This is a genomic window from Cryobacterium sp. TMT3-29-2 (genome assembly GCF_004564305.1).
In the GTDB taxonomy this organism is placed as follows: Bacteria; Actinomycetota; Actinomycetes; order Actinomycetales; family Microbacteriaceae; genus Cryobacterium; species Cryobacterium sinapicolor.
Genome location: NZ_SOGK01000065.1, coordinates 91,508 through 107,396 on the forward strand (window position 1 = coordinate 91,508; position 15,889 = coordinate 107,396).

Annotated in this window: 19 protein-coding genes and 1 pseudogene; 10 read left to right on the top strand and 10 right to left on the bottom strand. The window is 66.6% G+C overall.

All coding sequences use genetic code 11. From position 1 onward, the window contains the following. Positions 1–4 precede the first annotated feature (4 nt). Positions 5–604, top strand: coding sequence for a histidine phosphatase family protein (locus E3O67_RS07835; RefSeq protein WP_134429750.1), 600 nt, complete (start codon positions 5–7; stop codon positions 602–604). Here E3O67_RS07835 and E3O67_RS07840 read toward each other — a convergent pair. Then, positions 592–1,665 carry a glycosyltransferase family 1 protein gene (locus E3O67_RS07840; RefSeq protein WP_134429748.1) on the bottom strand — a complete coding sequence of 358 codons (1,074 nt, stop codon included), beginning with the start codon at positions 1,663–1,665 and terminating at the stop codon, positions 592–594. The genes E3O67_RS07835 and E3O67_RS07840 overlap by 13 nt on opposite strands. Continuing rightward, positions 1,662–2,561: an alpha/beta fold hydrolase gene (locus E3O67_RS07845; protein WP_135102407.1), complete on the bottom strand. Its 900-nt coding sequence runs from the start codon at positions 2,559–2,561 to the stop codon at positions 1,662–1,664. The genes E3O67_RS07840 and E3O67_RS07845 overlap by 4 nt, the downstream gene beginning before the upstream one ends. A gap of 63 nt (positions 2,562–2,624) precedes the next feature. On the opposite strand from E3O67_RS07845, the gene treS reads away from it, so the two are divergent. Both treS and E3O67_RS07855 read left to right on the top strand, forming a co-directional pair. Next, positions 2,625–4,322 carry a maltose alpha-D-glucosyltransferase gene (treS, locus tag E3O67_RS07850; RefSeq protein WP_134429744.1) on the top strand — a complete coding sequence of 566 codons (1,698 nt, stop codon included), beginning with the start codon at positions 2,625–2,627 and terminating at the stop codon, positions 4,320–4,322. Positions 4,323–4,405: 83 nt separating this feature from the next. Then, complete coding sequence (locus E3O67_RS07855) at positions 4,406–5,092, top strand: 3'-5' exonuclease (protein ID WP_135102408.1); 687 nt, start codon at positions 4,406–4,408, stop codon at positions 5,090–5,092. Positions 5,093–5,229: 137 nt separating this feature from the next. On the opposite strand, the gene E3O67_RS07860 is transcribed toward E3O67_RS07855, so the two are convergent. The 3 genes from E3O67_RS07860 to glgA form a co-directional block, all read right to left on the bottom strand. Further along, entirely contained in the window at positions 5,230–5,481 is a 252-nt protein-coding gene (locus E3O67_RS07860; RefSeq protein WP_134429740.1) for a type B 50S ribosomal protein L31, read from the bottom strand. A gap of 147 nt (positions 5,482–5,628) precedes the next feature. Then, positions 5,629–6,411: an ABC transporter ATP-binding protein gene (locus E3O67_RS07865; RefSeq protein ID WP_134429738.1), complete on the bottom strand. Its 783-nt coding sequence runs from the start codon at positions 6,409–6,411 to the stop codon at positions 5,629–5,631. A 96-nt stretch (positions 6,412–6,507) separates the two neighbouring features. Next, positions 6,508–7,689 carry a glycogen synthase gene (glgA, locus tag E3O67_RS07870; protein ID WP_134429736.1) on the bottom strand — a complete coding sequence of 394 codons (1,182 nt, stop codon included), beginning with the start codon at positions 7,687–7,689 and terminating at the stop codon, positions 6,508–6,510. A gap of 80 nt (positions 7,690–7,769) precedes the next feature. On the opposite strand from glgA, the gene E3O67_RS07875 reads away from it, so the two are divergent. Both E3O67_RS07875 and serB read left to right on the top strand, forming a co-directional pair. Continuing rightward, the gene (locus E3O67_RS07875; protein ID WP_134429734.1) at positions 7,770–9,014 is read left to right on the top strand and encodes a glucose-1-phosphate adenylyltransferase; all 1,245 of its coding nucleotides are present in this window, start codon (positions 7,770–7,772) and stop codon (positions 9,012–9,014) included. Next, positions 9,011–9,658 carry a phosphoserine phosphatase SerB gene (serB, locus tag E3O67_RS07880; RefSeq protein WP_135102409.1) on the top strand — a complete coding sequence of 216 codons (648 nt, stop codon included), beginning with the start codon at positions 9,011–9,013 and terminating at the stop codon, positions 9,656–9,658. The genes E3O67_RS07875 and serB overlap by 4 nt, the downstream gene beginning before the upstream one ends. Here serB and fabG read toward each other — a convergent pair. After that, on the bottom strand, positions 9,655–10,365 hold the full coding sequence (fabG, locus tag E3O67_RS07885; protein ID WP_135102410.1) for a 3-oxoacyl-ACP reductase FabG: 711 nt from the start codon (positions 10,363–10,365) through the stop codon (positions 9,655–9,657). The two genes, serB and fabG, sit on opposite strands and share 4 nt — an antisense overlap. 139 nt (positions 10,366–10,504) lie before the next feature. On the opposite strand from fabG, the gene E3O67_RS07890 reads away from it, so the two are divergent. Genes E3O67_RS07890 through E3O67_RS07900 form a run of 3 tightly spaced genes read left to right on the top strand, consistent with a single transcriptional unit; the run spans position 10,505 to position 11,867 of the window. Further along, positions 10,505–10,801, top strand: a complete 297-nt coding sequence (locus E3O67_RS07890) for a DUF3099 domain-containing protein (RefSeq protein ID WP_134429728.1) — start codon at positions 10,505–10,507, stop codon at positions 10,799–10,801. After that, entirely contained in the window at positions 10,798–11,031 is a 234-nt protein-coding gene (locus tag E3O67_RS07895; RefSeq protein WP_134429726.1) for a hypothetical protein, read from the top strand. The genes E3O67_RS07890 and E3O67_RS07895 overlap by 4 nt, the downstream gene beginning before the upstream one ends. Then, positions 11,028–11,867, top strand: coding sequence for an SURF1 family protein (locus E3O67_RS07900; RefSeq protein ID WP_134429724.1), 840 nt, complete (start codon positions 11,028–11,030; stop codon positions 11,865–11,867). The genes E3O67_RS07895 and E3O67_RS07900 overlap by 4 nt, the downstream gene beginning before the upstream one ends. Positions 11,868–11,946: 79 nt before the next feature. On the opposite strand, the gene E3O67_RS07905 is transcribed toward E3O67_RS07900, so the two are convergent. Together E3O67_RS07905 and E3O67_RS07910 are read right to left on the bottom strand one after the other, a co-directional pair. Next, positions 11,947–13,545 (bottom strand): ABC-F family ATP-binding cassette domain-containing protein, encoded by a 1,599-nt coding sequence (locus E3O67_RS07905; RefSeq protein WP_134429722.1) that lies wholly within the window; start codon positions 13,543–13,545, stop codon positions 11,947–11,949. A gap of 61 nt (positions 13,546–13,606) precedes the next feature. Next, the gene (locus tag E3O67_RS07910; protein WP_135102411.1) at positions 13,607–14,272 is read right to left on the bottom strand and encodes a TetR/AcrR family transcriptional regulator; all 666 of its coding nucleotides are present in this window, start codon (positions 14,270–14,272) and stop codon (positions 13,607–13,609) included. Positions 14,273–14,414: 142 nt separating this feature from the next. Between E3O67_RS07910 and E3O67_RS07915 the strand changes: the two genes are divergently transcribed. Beyond that, a complete protein-coding gene (locus E3O67_RS07915; protein WP_134429718.1) occupies positions 14,415–14,966 on the top strand; it encodes an OsmC family protein in 552 nt (183 codons plus the stop codon). A 131-nt stretch (positions 14,967–15,097) separates the two neighbouring features. Further along, a complete protein-coding gene (locus tag E3O67_RS07920; protein WP_134429716.1) occupies positions 15,098–15,331 on the top strand; it encodes a hypothetical protein in 234 nt (77 codons plus the stop codon). A gap of 90 nt (positions 15,332–15,421) precedes the next feature. Here the strand turns inward: E3O67_RS07920 and E3O67_RS07925 are convergent, their stop codons facing one another. Beyond that, a complete protein-coding gene (locus E3O67_RS07925; protein ID WP_134366452.1) occupies positions 15,422–15,751 on the bottom strand; it encodes a metal-sulfur cluster assembly factor in 330 nt (109 codons plus the stop codon). A gap of 4 nt (positions 15,752–15,755) precedes the next feature. Continuing rightward, a pseudogene (sufC, locus tag E3O67_RS17420) lies at positions 15,756–15,889 on the bottom strand (Fe-S cluster assembly ATPase SufC); the annotation flags it as partial.

Sequence of the window (15,889 nt, forward strand, 5' to 3'; positions counted from 1 at the left end):
CAGGATGACCAGACTTTCGATCGTGCGACACGGACAGACCGAGTGGAACCTGCACACCCGGATCCAGGGCAGCACGGACATCCCCCTCAACTCGACCGGCCGGGCGCAGGCCGCTGAGGCAGGCCTGCGGTTGCGCTCCCGGAACTGGGACACGATCGTCACGAGCCCGCTCGACCGTGCCCACGAGACGGCCCGGATCATCGCCGGCGAGCTCGGACTGCCGAGACCGGAGGTCATCCCGGAGCTCACCGAGCGGCATCACGGCCAGATCGAGGGACTGACGTTCGCCGAGAGGCAGCTCCGCTTTCCCAACGGCGTCTCCGTTCCCGGCCTCGAGACGCGCCAGGAGGTGCTCGACCGGGTGCTGCCTGCCTTCGGGCTGCTGGCCGCCGCGCGACCCGACCAGTCAGTGCTGGTCGTCTGCCACGGCGGGGTGATCGGTACCCTGCTGCGCCACAGCACGGCCGGCGAACGGCCGCGCCAGAACGAACTCATCGCGAACGGGTCGGTGCACGACTTCGTCTGGCGGGACGGCCGGCTCGAGCTGACACATTTCGACGCCACCCTCCGCGGCCGGGCCGAGAACACGCATTACACCGGCTGAACCGGCTCCGCAGCGGTAAGCAGTTCCAGCAGCCGCTGGGCCGAATCCCGCCAGGTGAATCGTTCCGCCTCGCCCACGGATGCCGTGGAACGCGCCGCCCACTCCCCCGCGCCCAGCCTCCGCACCGCCGCGACGAGCGCATCGGTGCTGGCCGGGTCGAAGTACAGGGCCGCGTCGCCGCCGATCTCGCGGAAGATCGGGATGTCGCTCACCACGACGGGGATTCCGAGGCTCATCGCCTCGACCAGGGGGATGCCGAAGCCCTCGTCCAGGGACGCCGTGACCAGCGCGGTCGCCGATCGCAGCACCCGAACGTAGTCCTCGTCGGTGACTCCGTTGTGGAACACCAGCGTCGCCTGCGGCGCCAGGGCGGCCAGGCGCTCCCGTTCGGGCTCGCTCACCCGGCTCATCAAGTGCAGCTCGTACCCCGTTAGCTCCGCGGCGGCACGCACGAGGGTGTCCACATTCTTGTACGGCATGAAGGAGCCCATGTAGACCAGGCGACTCGTCTCCGGGTGGGGACGACCGGCGGGCGGCGTCGACAGCGTGTCGGCGGCGTTGTGGATGACCGTGACCGGCCGCCGCGTCAGACGGTTGTCCCGGATCAGGTTCCGGGTGGTCTCGGAGACGGTCACGACCCCGTCGGCCCGGTTCAGCAGCATCCGTTGCGGCCACCACGACAGGTGGTACAACCGCCAGGCGAGACGCACCAGGGCGGGCAGGTCCCGCGGCGGGGTGCGGTTGCGATAGTAGATCAGGTCGTGCACGGTCAGGAGCAGGCGGTAACGCCGGCCCCAGGAGCCCATCGTCTGCATCGGGGTGAACACGACGTCGGGCTTCAGCTGGTTGATCTGCCGGGCGATGAACGGTTCCCGGATGCTGGTGGGCGCGCTGACGAGCTGCCAGGGCAGGTCGGGAAGCAGCTCGAGCTGCCGGTGGTCGTTGATCAGCATGGTGACAGGGTGGAGCTTGCCCAGCTCCGTGACCAGCCCGGTCGTGTACCGGCTGATGCCGTCATGCCGGTCGAACCGGGTGTACCGGCAGTCGAAGACGATTCTCATGTCGTCACCGCCTCGCCGAGGAAGCGACGCAGGGCGTCGGCCGCCTGGGCGGGGACCTCGTAGTGGATCAGGTGTCCCACATCGGGGATCACCTGCAGGGTGGCATCGGGGAACAGCTTCTGCAGCCGGTGCTGGGCTGCGACAGGCGTGATGTCGTCTTTCTCCGCCGCGATCAGCAGCGTGCGCTGCGGGATGCGGCCGGCGTACTCGCTGACGTCGGAGCCGACCGATGCGGTGAAGGCCTCCAGCACGACCCTGCGGTCCGCGAAGGCGGAGAAGTAGCGGTCGTGCTGGTCGTGGATCCACCGGCGCAGCCCGGGATCCCCCGTCTTGGCCATGGTCACGCTCATCACCCGCACGATCACCCGGTTGCGCAGCAGGGCGAAGCCGAGCCGCTCCGGCAGGCGCGCGGCCGCCCAGTAGTAGAACACGGCCAGGCGGGTCAGGATGCCGCGCGGCCCGGCCAGGGCGGGCGCGGCGATGGGGTTCACCAGAACCACGTCGTCGGCGTGCAGGCCTCCCGCCACGGAGGCGGCGACGATGATCGACCCGAACGAGTGCCCGAGCACCACCACGCGGCCGGTCAGACCCAGCGCCGCCACGAACTCCGCCAGCCACCGGCCGTAGCCCGCGATGTCGTGCCGGTCGCCCTGGAGTACCCCGGACTCTCCGAAGCCGGGGAGGTCCGGTGAGATCATCCGGAATCCGCGGAGCTGGGCGACCACGGGCTCCAGGCCGTGGTGGTCGCCGCGGAATCCGTGCACCATGACGACGGTCGTGCTCGCGGCCGGATCGCCGTACTCCCAATACCGCGTTACGCTGCCCAGCACCGGGACGTCCCGGACCCTCACAGGGATCTGGGCGAGCAGTGCGTCGTAGGGCGAAGGAACATTCATCATCCCAAGTTTAGGGCGGCCGACGGTTGAGCACTCGACGCCCCACGGGCCGGAAGGAACGCAATGAGCTTCACCGCCCCGATCCAGCTTCCGGGCCTCACCCTGGATCCGCGCTGGTACCGGCGCGCCGTGTTCTACGAGGTGATGGTGCGCTCCTTCGTGGACAGCAACGGAGATGGGACCGGTGACCTCGCCGGACTCATCTCCAAACTGGATTACCTGCAGTGGCTCGGCATCGACGCGCTCTGGACTCCGCCGTTCTTCCGATCGCCGCTCAAGGACGGCGGCTACGACGTCACCGACTACCGTTCGATCCTGCCCGAGTTCGGTACCCTCGAGTTGTTCAAGGAGCTGGTGACCAAGGCGCACGAACGCAATATGCGCATCATCATCGACCTGCCGCTGAACCACACTTCGGACCAACACGACTGGTTCCAGCAGTCCCGGGAGCACCCGGAGGGGCCTTACGGCGACTACTACGTGTGGAGCGACACGGACGAGAAGTACCCGGACATCCGCATCATCTTCACCGACACGGAGGACTCGAACTGGGCCTTCGACTCCGAACGGCGCCAGTTCTATTTCCACCGGTTCTTCTCGCACCAGCCGGACCTCAACTACGACAACCCGCAGGTGCACGAGGCCATCTTCGAGGTCGTGCGGTTCTGGCTCGACCTGGGCGTCGACGGTTTCCGGCTCGATGCCGTCCCCTACCTGTACGAGTCCGACGAGGGCAACGGCGAGGGCGAGCCGCCCACCCACGAGTTCGTCCGAAAGCTGCGAACGCTGGTGGACCGCGACTATCCCGGCCGGGTCCTGATCGCCGAGGCGAACCAGTGGCCCCGCGAGGTGGCAGCCTACTTCGGCTCCGAATCCGAACCCGAGTGCCACATGGCCTTCGACTTCCCGGTCATGCCCCGCATCTTCTACTCACTACGCTCCCAACGGGCCGATGAACTCGTACGGGTGCTTTCGGAAACGACCGACATCCCCGCTGCGGCCGGGTGGGCCGTCTTCCTCCGCAACCACGACGAGCTGACGCTCGAGATGGTGAGCGAGGAGTACCGCCAGGCGATGTACGGCTGGTATGCGTACGATCCACGGATGCGGGCGAACGTCGGCATCCGCCGTCGCCTCGCGCCCCTGCTGGACAATTCGCGGTCGGAACTCGAACTGGCCAACGCCCTGCTCTTCGCGCTGCCCGGCAGCCCGTTTCTCTACTACGGGGACGAGATCGGCATGGGCGACAACATCTGGCTGCCCGACCGGGACAGCTCCCGCACGCCCATGCAATGGACACCGGACCGGAACGCCGGATTCTCGGCTGCGGACCCCGGAAAGCTTTTCCTGCCGGTCGTGCAGTCCCTGGTCTTCAATTACACCCAGACGAACGTGGAGTCGAACCTGGCGCAGTCCAGTTCGCTGCTGCACTGGGTGCGCAACGTGATCCACGTGCGCAAGAATCATCCGGTCTTCGGGCTCGGCGCTCTCCGGGTCTTAGCGACCGACCACGAATCGGTGCTCGCCTTCACCCGCGAATACGCCGGATCGGGCACGAGTTTCGGCGATCAGCCGGAGACTGTGCTGTGCGTGTTCAGTTTCTCCCACAACCCGATCGCCTGCCGGATCGAAGACCCGTCGCTGTCCGGCCTCCGCCTCTACGACGTCTTCGGCGGGTCGGTGTTCCCCAGCTTTGACGCCGAGGGCACGCTGACCCTGACCCTGGGAGCGCAGAGCTTCTACTGGCTGCATTGCGGCTGAACGTCGGTCACGGCGGATCGTCGGCCCACGTCCCAGGCCCCCGGGTGCCCGAGGATGACGGTGGTCGGCCCTAGGCTTTCCCCATGAGCAACTGGAGTGACAACCTCGCCGTTTTCGACCTCGAGACGACCGGCACCGACGTGGAGACGAGCCGCATCGTGTCGGCCACCGTCGCGATCATCGATGTGACCGGGGAGGTGCTCGAGCGCGTGGACTGGCTCCTCGATCCCGGCATCGAGATCCCGGCACAGGCGACCAACGTGCACGGCATCACGACCGAGCACGCCGCCCAAAACGGCCGGGGCGCCGCCGACGGCGTAGCCGAGATCGTCGCCACGATCCGCAAGCACCTCGCCCGGGGTCTGCCTCTGGTGGCATACAACGCCCCCTACGACCTCACCCTGCTCAACCGCGAGTCGATCCGCTACGGGGTCGCACCACTGGTGTCACCGTCGCCGGTGGTCGACCCGCTGGTGATCGACAAGGCCGTCGACCGGTACCGCAAGGGCAAGCGCACCCTCGAAGTGACCAGTGCGTTCTACGGGGTCCGGCTCGACGACGCGCACGACTCCGGTGCTGATGCGATCGCCGCCGGCCGGGTCGCCCAGGCCATCGCCCGGGCGCACGAGAAGGCCCTGCCGGTCACCGTCGGTGAGCTGCACGTGCTGCAGGCGCAGTGGTCCCTCCAGCAGGCGGAAAGCTTCCAGACCTACATGCGGCGCGAACGCGACCCGGAGTTCGTCGCGGCCGGCGGCTGGCCGGAGCGCTGACCCGGGGCCACCCGCACGACAACGCCTCCGATCCCGCCGACCTGCGCTGAACCCCAAAAACACAGGGCGGCCAGCCGAAGCTGGTCGCCCTGTGTTATCGCCCTGTCTTGAACAGGGTGCTGCAGAGTGCGGCGGGGTTACTTGCCGAAGCCTTTGTAACGGGAGTTGAACTTCTCGACGCGGCCGGCGGAGTCCATGATCCGCTGCTTGCCGGTGTAGAACGGGTGCGATTCCGACGAGATTTCAACGTCGATGACCGGGTACGTGGTTCCGTCGGTCCACTCGATGGTCTTGGGGCTGGAGACCGTCGAACGGGTAAGGAACGTCGCACCCGACGCGAGGTCGCGGAAAACCACGGGAGCGTACGTGGGGTGAATGTCAGACTTCATGAAGACTTCCTTATTGCTGTTCGATTGGTGAGTTGCGCTTCGATTAGCGAGTTCAGACTCGCCCGGTGCGGCAGAAAAGATGTGCGGTCCAAGGACCGACTATGGAGTTTAGCAGAATCCGGTGGCGGTGACTGCCATCCGGCAGGGTCAGATCGCGCGGGCGCTGAAACGTCCGTCGGTCTCGCTCAACTCGATCGACAGGCCGAACGTCTCGGTCAGTGACTCCGCGGTCAAAGCCTCGCCGATGGGTCCGGCACTGACGACGCGGCCGCCGGACAGAAGCAGCACGTGGGTGAACCCGAGCGGGATTTCCTCAACGTGGTGGGTGACCATGATGATCGCCGGAGACCCGGACTCGCTGGCGTACCCGCCGAGGAGCTGCAGCAGTTCCTCCCGCGCGCCGAGGTCGAGGCTGGCGGCCGGTTCGTCCAGGAGCAGGACCTCAGGGTCGGTCATGATCGACCGGGCGATCTGCACCCGCTTCTGCTCGCCGTCGCTCAGCGTGCCGAACTTGCGACCGGCCAGCGTGTCGAGCTTCCACTCCCCCAGCACCCGCTGGGCGCGTCGCTCGTCGATGGCCTCGTATTCCTCGGTCCAGCGACCGGTGACCGAGTACGCGGCCGTCATCACGACGTCGAGGACCTTCTCGTTCGCGGGGACCCGGCGCGCCATCGCCGTGGAGGCGAACCCGATCCGCGGCCGCAGCTCGAACAGGTCGGTGCGTCCGATCGGTTCGTCGAGAACCACGGCACTCCCGCTGGACGGGTGAATGAGCGCGGCGGCGATCTGAAGCAGTGTGGTCTTGCCGGCGCCGTTCGGACCCAGGATGACCCAGCGCTGGTCGTCATCAACACTCCAATTCACTGAGTCGAGAATGGGGGTGCCATCCCGGACGACGGAGACGCCGGTGAATTGGAGAACGTTGACCATACGACCATGTTATCTGCCGAGGCAGAGCGACCGACACGCGAAACGGGTGCCGCGCATTCCTGCGGCACCCGTTTGGGCGGTTATTCAGACCCTGATTCAGAGCAGCGAGGCGTAGATCTCCCGGGTGCGGGTGGCGATCTGGGTCCAGCTGAACATCTGCTCGGCCCTGACCCGGCCGGCCCTGCCCATCTCCGCGGCCTTGGCGGGGTCGGCGAGGACCTCGATCAGGGTGCGCGTCAGGTCGGCGACGAAGAGGTCCGCGTCGATGGGGGTTCCGGTTCCGTCGGTGGCCTGGTCGATCGGCACGAGCCGGCCGGTCACCCCGTCGGCGACGACCTCGGGGATGCCTCCGGTAGCCGTTCCGACGACCGGCAGTCCGCAGGCCATGGCCTCCAGGTTGACGATGCCGAGAGGTTCGTACACCGACGGGCAGACGAAGACGGTGCCGGCGGTGAGTACCGCGGACAGGTCGTGCTGCGAGAGGAGCCGGTCGATCCACACCACGCCGGAACGTTCGCGCTGGAGGGCCTCGACCCCGGCCGTGACCTCCGCCAGGATGCCCGGGGTATCGGGGGCTCCTGCGCAGAGCACCAGTTGAACCTCCGGCGGCAGCAGGGCTGCGGCGCGAAGCAGGTAGGGCAGTCCCTTCTGCCTGGTGATGCGGCCCACGAAGACCACGGCCGGGCGGTCCGGGTCGATGCCCAGGGCCCGCACGGTGTCCAGGTCGACGGTGGGCTTCCACCGCTCGAGGTCGATGCCGTTGTAGACGACGTGCACCCGCGACGCGTCCAGCGCCGGGTAGCTGCGGAGGATGTCACGGCGCATTCCGCCGCTGACGGCGATGACGGCATCCGCCGCTTCGAAGGCGGTGCGCTCGATCCAGCTGGAGACACGGTAGCCCCCGCCGAGCTGCTCGGCCTTCCAGGGGCGGAGCGGCTCAAGGCTGTGCGCGGTCACCACGTGCGGGACCCCGTGCAGCAGCTTCGCGAGGTGGCCGGCCCCGTTGGCGTACCAGGTGTGCGAGTGCACGATGTCGGCACCCTGCACGTCCTGTGCCATTTGAAGGTCGACACCGAGCGTGGCCAGCGTCGCATTCGCGTCGGCCAGCTCCGTCGGCGCCTCGTAGGTGTAGGTGTCGACGGCTTCGCGGGGCGCGCCGAAGCACCGCACCGAGACGTCGATGTCGGTGCGGAGGGCCTTCACAAGCTCCGCCACATGTACGCCTGCCCCGCCGTAAATCTCCGGGGGGTATTCCTTTGTCAATAGATCCACTCGCATGAGGCAAAGCTAGCGCAGGCAGGCCACGGACACACCCATCCGTGCTGGATCGACGTGATGAATGGCCCTACTGTAAAGACATGCAGTCAAAGAAGATCTTCGGAATCGTGCTCGCCGGCGGAGAAGGAAAACGGCTCATGCCGTTGACGGAGGACCGTGCGAAACCGGCGGTGCCCTTCGGGGGTCATTACCGGTTGATCGACTTCGCTTTGTCGAATCTGATCAACTCCGGACTCACCCAGCTTGTGGTGCTCACCCAGTACAAGTCGCACAGCCTCGACCGTCACGTCTCCCAGACGTGGCACGTTTCCGGCGGCCTGTTCAACTCTTATATCGCATCGGTGCCTGCACAGCAGCGGCTCGGCAAACGCTGGTTCAGTGGTTCCGCCGACGCGATCCTGCAGAGCCTCAACCTGATCCATGACGAGAAGCCCGACATCGTCGTCGTCGTCGGAGCCGACCACGTGTATCGGATGGACTTCAGCCAGATGATCGAGGCCCACATCGCCTCCGGAGCCGCCGCGACCGTCGCGGCAATCCGTCAGCCGATCGGCCTGGCCGACCAGTTCGGCGTCATCGAGGTCGATGCGGCGACGCCGGACCGCATCAGTGATTTCCGCGAGAAGCCGAAGGACGCCGTCGGCCTGGCCGATGCCCCGCACGAGGTCTTCGCCTCCATGGGAAACTACGTTTTCAACACGGACGCGCTGATCGAGGCCGTTCTCCGCGACGGTGAACGCGCCGATTCCAGCCACGACATGGGCGGCGACATCATCCCCGACTTCGTGTCCCGCGGCGAGGCCGGCGTCTACGACCTCAAGCTCAATGACGTCCCCGGCTCCACGGACCGTGACCGGGACTACTGGCGCGACGTCGGTACCATCGACTCGTTCTTCGAGGCGCACCAGGACCTGATCAGCGCGCTGCCCGTGTTCAACCTCTACAACCAGAAGTGGCCGATCTTCAGCCAGCAGCTGAACTCCCCGCCGGCGAAGTTCGTTCGCGACGGACGGGGCTTCCTGGGGACGATGATCGACTCGATCGTCTCCCTCGGCTGCGTCATCTCGGGAGCGCACATCGAACGCAGCGTTCTCGGTCCCTGGGTCGCCATCGACTCCGGCGCCCAGGTGGTGGACGCGATCGTCTTCGACCGGGTGCAGATCAAGCCGGGAGCGACCGTGCGTCGGGCGATCCTGGACAAAGACGTGGTTGTCGCCGCCGGAGCGGAAGTCGGCGTCGATCGCGAGCGGGACCTCGCGCGGGGCTTCAGCGTGACCGAGTCCGGCATCACCGTGGTCGGCAAGGGAGTGCACGTCCACCCGTGACCGCACCCGTTCGTTTCCTCGTCGTCCTGGACGCCGATTCCACCCTGATCGAAGACGAGGTCATCGAGTTGCTCGCGGATGCGGCCGGCTCGCTGGCCCTCGTCGCCCAGGTGACCGAGCAGGCAATGCTCGGTGAGATCGACTTCGCGGAAAGCCTGCGATTGCGGGTGGAGACCCTGGCCGGATTGTCCACGGACGTGTTCGCGGAGGTCGGGCGGCTCATCCGTCCGACCCCCGGGGTGCGGGAGCTGATCGATGGCCTCCACGCCCACGGCAGCCGCATCGGGGTGGTCTCGGGAGGCTTCCATGAGGTGCTCGACCCCCTTGCCGCCGCCTTCGGTCTGGACCACTGGCGGGCGAACCGGCTCGGGGTGGCGGACGGCCGCCTCACCGGCGGCCTGGTCGGACCCATCATCGACGCCGCGGCCAAGGCCGCAACGCTCCGGGAATGGGCTGCCCTCGAAGGCGTGGCTCTCCCCCAGACCGTCGCCGTCGGCGACGGCGCCAACGACCTGACCATGATGCGGGCTGCCGGGTTGGGGATCGCCTTCAACGCGAAGCCGATCGTGAAGGCCCAGGCGGACCTGGCCGTCGATGCCCGCGACCTCAGCCAGGTCCTCCCGATGCTCGGCCTGCGCGGTTAGTGTCCCATCCCCAGACCCCCGTCCACGGGGATGACGGCGCCGGAGATGTACCCGGCGTCGTCGCCGGCAAGCCAGGTGACGACCCGGGCCACCTCGACCGGGGTGGCGAAGCGTCCCGCCGGGATGCTCTTCTTGTAATCGGCCTGCTGTGATTCGGAGAGCTTGGCGGTCATATCGGTTTCGATGAAGCCGGGGGCGACGACGTTGGCCGTGATGCCTCGGGCGCCCAGCTCACGGGTCACCGAGCGGGCCAGGCCGACCAGGCCGCTCTTCGACGCCGAGTAATTGGTCTGCCCGGCCGAGCCGTAGAGGCCGACCACGCTGGAAATCAACACGATGCGCCCGAACCGTGCTTTGAGCATCCCCTTGGAGGCGCGTTTCACGACTCGGAAGGCGCCGTTCAGGTTGGTGTCGACGACCGAGGTGAAGTCGTCCTCACTCATCCGCATCAACAGCATGTCCCGGGTGATACCCGCGTTGGCGACCACAACCTCGACCGGGCCGAGCGCAGCCTCGATCTCGGTGAACGCTGCGTCGATGGATGCGGCGTCCGTCACATCGGCGCGCACGGTCAGGCTACCGGTGGGGCCAACACCTGCGCGGGCGGTGACCGCGACACGGTGGCCCTGCCGGATGAACTCCTCGGCAATCGAAAATCCGATGCCGCGGTTTCCGCCGGTGACAAGGACAGTTCTGCCAGTCGTCATGCTGGGTCCAATCTCTTTTTCTCAGCGAACGAACAGTCGCACGCACGTATATTTCAGTTTAGGGCGTCTGAGTTCAGCCCTCACGAGACGTAGAATTTACAGGGAGATTCTTCCCCGACTGACCGAATCGATGGCACCCATGAAGCAGCAGTCGATCACCTCGCTCCCACCCTCGCCCGAGGATGAGCGACGTACCCGGATGATCAAATACTCGATCGCCATGGGCATCCGGATGGTCTGCATCGTGCTCATGCTCTTCGTCCAGGGCTGGTGGCTTCTCGTCTGCGCCATCGGAGCGATCGCCCTCCCCTATGTCGCGGTCGTCTTCGCGAATGTGCAGGGCAGCGCCGTGGCCTCCACGGTCGTTCGCCCGGGCGCCGTACAGGTGTCCCGTGCGCCGCGCCGCGGACCGGGCAACGATGAGAGCGGAACGTGATCGGCCTCGGCGCCGAACTCGAAACGACGAACTGCTCTCGCGCCGGCTGCCGTGAGAGCGCCGGCTGGCGGTTGGACTGGCGCAATCCCCGAATTCATGCTGACGACCGCGTGAAGACCTGGCTCGCCTGCGACCTGCACGTGGACTTCCTCCGCGGCTTCCTGGTCAGCCGAGACTTCCCGCTGGCCGTGTCCCCGCTGGTTACGAAATCGGAAGCAGGACCGGCGTGATCGGTTGGAAATTCGCGTTCACCCGGCGCTGGGCGGGGTACCTTGCCCTCACCATCCTCTTCGCAGCCGTCTGCTCCGGTCTGGGCCTGTGGCAACTCGCGCGCCGCGCCGACGCTCTCACCGAGATGGGCAAGGTCGAGACCAACTACGCGGCGGCACCGGTTCCGCTGGCCGAGGCCCTACCGGGTCTGGAGACGTTCTCCGAGGCCCAGAAGTGGCTGCCCGTTGTCATGAGCGGCACATATCTGACCAACGATGAGCTGATCGTGCGAAATCGCCCGCTGCAGATCAACCCGGGATTCGAGGTTCTCACTCCCCTGCTGCTCGCCGATGGCTCGGTCTTCATCGTCAACCGGGGCTGGCTGCCAACGGGGCAGACAGCCGACGCCCCGGCATCCGTTCCGGCTGCCCCCTCGGGTACCGTCACCGTCGTCGCCCGGCTCAAAGCCGGTGAGCCCCTACTGCCCGGCCGGTCGGCCACGGGCAATCAGATCGCCACCATCAACCTCGACGACGTTGCCTCCCGGCTGGATCTCCCGACGTACACCGGCGCGTACGGCCTGATGGCGTCGGAGGACCCGGCACCAGACGAACGCCCCGTGGCCGTCACCCGCCCCGTCAAGGACGAGGGACCGCACCTGTCCTACGCGTTCCAGTGGTTCGTGTTCGCACTGATGGGCTTCGTCGGTCTCGGCTGGGCCATCCGGCAGGAATACCGCACCGTGAATTTCGACGATCCGGACGAGCGCGTTCGCGCTGCCGAGCGGGCCCGCCGTCTGGCGGCCAGACCGCGCAGTGATTCGGAGATCGAAGACGAACTCATCGACCGCCGCTGATCGCCACGCAGCCGCAGACAGACGAAAGCGCCCGGACCAGCAGGTACGGGCGTCTTTCGTGTCGTGTCCGCGAGGGTGATCAGGCCAGCATGATCAGATCGAGATAGTCCTTGTTCCAATGGTCCTCTGTGCCGTCGGGCATGATCAGCACACGCTCGGGGTTGAGCGCCTCGACGGCCCCCTCATCGTGGCTGACGAGAACGACAGCGCCGGCGTAGTGCGCCAGGGCGTCGAGGATCTCCTCGCGGCTGGCCGGGTCGAGGTTGTTAGTCGGTTCGTCGAGCAGTAGCACGTTGGCACCGGACACCACGATCATGGCCAGGGCCAGCCGGGTCTTCTCGCCACCGGACAGGACCCCGGCCGGCTTGTGCGAGTCGTCACCGGTGAAAAGGAACGAGCCCAGAACCCGGCGCGCCTCCATCTCGGTGATGTTGGGCGAGGAGGACACCATGTTCTCGAGCACACTGCGCTTGACATCGATCGTCTCGTGCTCCTGCGCGTAGTAGCCGATCCGCAAGCCGTGGCCGGGAACGATCTCTCCGGTGTCCGGCTTGTCCACGCCGGCCAGCATGCGCAGCAGGGTGGTCTTGCCCGCACCGTTGAGGCCGAGAATGACGACCTTCGAGCCGCGGTCGATGGCCAGGTCCACGGCCGCGAAGATCTCGAGAGAGCCGTAGCTCTTCGAGAGGTCGGTGGCCATCAGCGGGGTACGTCCACAGGGAGCCGGCTCGGGGAAGCGCAGCTTGGCGACGCGATCGACTGCCCGCACGGCGTCTAGTCCGGACAGGAGCTTCTCGGCGCGCGCCACCATCTGGTGGGCGGCGGCGGCCTTGCTCGCCTTGGCGCCGAACTTCGCGGCCTGCAGTTGCAGAGTCGACGCCTTCTTCTCGGCGTTGGCGCGCTCCTTCTTGCGACGGTCCGCGTCGGCGACGCGCTGCCTCTGGTAGTTCTTCCAGTTCATGTTGTAGATGTCGATGACCATGCGGTTGGCGTCGAGGTAGAACACACGGTTCACGGTGTCACCGACCAGCTCGATGTCGTGGCTGATGATGATGCAACCGCCGCGATAATTCTTGACGAACTCCCGCAGCCAGACCACGGAGTCAGCGTCGAGGTGGTTCGTGGGCTCATCGAGGATCATCGTTTCCGCCGCCGAGAACAGGATGCGGGCGAGCTCGATACGGCGGCGCTGTCCACCGGACAGTGTGCGTAACTGCTGGTCGAGGATGCGGTCGGGGAGGTTCAGGTTGCTGGCGATCGACGCGGCTTCCGCCTCGGCCGCGTAGCCGCCGAGCGCGTTGAACTCGTCGGTGAGATTGCCGTAGATGCGCATGGCCTTGGCGCTGACCTTGGGGTCGTCACTGCCCATGTCGACGCCGGCCTGGGCGAGTCCCAGCGAGATCGTGCCGAGGCCGCGCGCGTCCAGGATGCGGGTGCGGGCGAGCATCTCCGGGTCGCCCGAGCGGGGGTCCTGGGGCAGGTAGCCGATGTCACCGGTGCGGTTGATGGAACCGTTGGTTGGAACAGTCTCGCCTGCGAGGGTCTTCGTCAGCGTCGTCTTGCCGGCACCGTTGCGGCCGACCAGGCCGATCTTGTCGCCAGCGGAAACGCGGAAACTCACGTCTTCCATGAGCACGCGCGCCCCAACTCGGATTTCGAGATTTTGCACACTCAGCACAGCAACAGTCCGTTCAGGGGAGTCGTAGGATTTTTTTGGGCCGAAGCGGACCAACTCTCCACTATATTTGATCGCCTGCGTCTCCGAGTGCGCCGGGAAGCGAAAGCGTCCCCCGGAGCGCCTTCCCCAGCCAGCTCCGGTAGGCATCATCGGACCAGCCGAGGTCGAGCACCAGAGATCTGTACGCCTGCGGATGTCCGAGCGCCCAGACCGTTGCCGCCGCCTCGTGGTCGCTGACTCCGCCGCGCAGACTGTGCCGTGAGCGCAGCGCGGACGCCACCTCTCCGTACTGGATGAGTCGTTGGGCGGACCGCCGGGTCTCCAACTCGGCGATGTCCGCGTCGACGCCGGCCGCCTGGGCGATCACCCGGTGCACCCCGGACGTCAGCACGTTCAGGTCGGCGATCCAATCGGTCAGGATTCGGACGATCTCAGCGGCCGTGCGCGCCTCGGCGACCCGGTTGCGCAGTGGTGCAGGATGGGCATCCGCTTCTCCGGGGTGTGCGGCCGCGAGGTCGAGCACGGCGGAGAGGACGGCGGACTTACCGCCCACCGAGTTGTAGATTGTCTGCACCGCCACGCCTGCCTCGGTGGCAATGGCCCCGAGAGTGGTGCACATGTACCCACGCTGAAGCATCAGGCGCAGCGCGGCGCGAACAATCAGGGTACGGGTCTCCAGCGTCTGCGCTTCACGCCGGGATTTCGCATTTATCAGGACTTCAACCATAAACTTAGAATATCTTTCCACTCACTGTCATGGCATTCTAATAGGCCTGAGCCAATCCGGGTGGCATCCCGCCGGCCGGCCTCCATGACGTTGAGTGACCAGGCGGGGCATCCAAGCCGCACTCGGCTTCTATGGTTACGGCATGACACTCTTGCAGCCGCCTGCCTCCCTCTCCCCCCTGGCCGACGATCGGGCCGGCCGCCTCACCGCCGCCGGAATCTCCTGGACTGAACGCATCCGGGCTGACGCCACGAAGGCGCAACTCATCTACCGGGTCACGGCCACGGGAGAGGGGTCGGTCGCGACCCGCGTCACGGCCGGCAGACACGTCTTCCTCGTGGACGAACCCGGCGCCCTCGCCGGTGACGACGGCGCGGCCAGCCCCGTGGAGATCGCGCTCGGCGCCTTGCTCTCGTGCCAGGTAGTCGTCTATCGCCTCTACGCCCAGGCGCTCGGTATCCAGGTCGACGAGATCGACATCGTCGCGGAAGGGGACCTCGACGTGCGGAAGCTGTTCGGCCTCGACGAGGACGTGCGGGCCGGCTTCTCCGCGATCCGCTTGAACATCACCCTCAGCGGTCCGGAACGGGATGAGCGTTACCAGGAGCTCCGGGCCACCGTCGACGCGCACTGCCCCGTGCTCGACCTGTTTGCGAACCCCACCCCGGTGACCGTCACCGTCACGAAGGCCTAGCCGATACCTTCCACCGGCCGTCGGTCGAGCCGCGGGAACCAAATGGGTTCCCGATCTAGCGGCGGGGAGGGCTGAGGCCTACCGTCGGTTGCAGCCGCAGCGGTCGCTGCGCGATTGCGAGGAGGTCGACGATGGACAGGAATTCAGCCACACCACCCCCAGCGAACCAGAGCGGGCCCCCGCAGGACGAGCCTGACGAGAAACAGGAATCCACCAGCCCGGTGGGTGACATGTTCGAGGAGGGCGAGACCGATGTCGGGCCGCACCCGTCCCTGATCAACCTGGAGAACTGGGAGCCGTCCGAACTGGCGTCCTCGGCAGGCACAGAGGAAACGGGCGCTGCGGACACCAAGACGGACGAGTGACGCCGGTGCGGAGCGCGGACCGGAACAGAGAATGGGGCACCGGCCAGATAGCCGGTGCCCCATTCTCGTGGGCACAGGGAGGCACGTGGATCAGATGGAGAAGCCGAGGGCCCTCATCATGTCCCGACCGTCGTCGGTGATTTTCTCGGGACCCCACGGCGGCATCCAGACCCAGTTGATGCGGAACTGGTCGACGACGCCGTCCAACGCCTCGGCGGTCTGTTCCTCAAGCACGTCGGTCAGCGGGCAGCCGGCCGAGGTCAGGGTCATGTGGATGATCAGGGCATCGTTCTCATCGTCCCAGCCCAGGTCGTAGATGAGCCCGAGGTCGACGACGTTGATGCCGAGTTCCGGGTCCATGACGTCTTTGAGCGCCTCCTCGATTTCATCGAAACGCGCCGGGGTCAGCGTGGAAACCATGAATCTAGCCTACGTTCGATTCCGTGAGAAAGCGATCGTAGCCCTCGTCTTCGAGGCGGTCGGCGAGCTCGGGGCCGCCCTGCTCTGCGATGCGGCCGTCGACGAAGACGTGCACGAAGTCCGGCTTGATGTAGCGCA